The organism is Streptomyces sp. NPDC006335 (assembly GCF_040612795.1).
Classification (GTDB): Bacteria; Actinomycetota; Actinomycetes; order Streptomycetales; family Streptomycetaceae; genus Streptomyces.
The window spans coordinates 168,566-169,220 of sequence record NZ_JBEXQX010000019.1; the positions used below are offsets into that span (position 1 = coordinate 168,566).

General features: G+C 69.8%; 1 protein-coding gene. It reads right to left on the reverse strand.

The window, feature by feature from the left end:
* On the reverse strand, positions 1-655 hold a 655-nt coding region (locus ABZ098_RS37225), incomplete at both ends, for a WD40 repeat domain-containing protein (protein WP_356598175.1).

Sequence of the window (655 nt, forward strand, 5' to 3'; positions counted from 1 at the left end):
CACCGACTCCACCGGGTTGGCGTGTCCGCCGAGGGTAGTGGTGCATCGTCCGGTGGCGCGGTCCCAGATCCGCACCGTCTGGTCGCTACTGCCGGTGGCGAGCCAGGTGCCGTCCGGGCTGATCGCGACCGACCCCACCCGGTCGGTGTGTCCGGTGAGAGTCGCAGTGCATTGACCGGTGTCACGGTCCCAGATCCAGACTTCCCTGTCGCTACTGGTGGTGGCGAGCCAGGTCCCGTCCGGACTGATCGCCACCGCATGCACCGTGTCGGTGTGGCCAGTGAAGGTGGCGGTGCATCTGACCGCGGCGCGGTCCCAGATTTGCACCGACCGGTCGTGGCTGGTGGCGAGCCAGGTGCCGTCCGGACTGATTGCCACCGACTCCACCGCACCGGTATGTCTGAGAGGCGCGGGATCTTGTGCTCCGACCGTCCGGTCCCAGGTCCGCACCGTCCGGTCGCTACTGGTGGTGGCGAGCCAGGTGCCGTCCGGGCTGATCGCCACGGACTCCACCGAGCCGGTGTGGCCGATGAGGGTGGTGGTGCAACGTCCGGTGGCGCGGTCCCAGGTCCGCACCGTCCGGTCGCTACTGGTGGTGGCGAGCCAGGTGCCGTCCGGGCTGATCGCCACGGACTCCACCGAGCCGGTGTGGCCG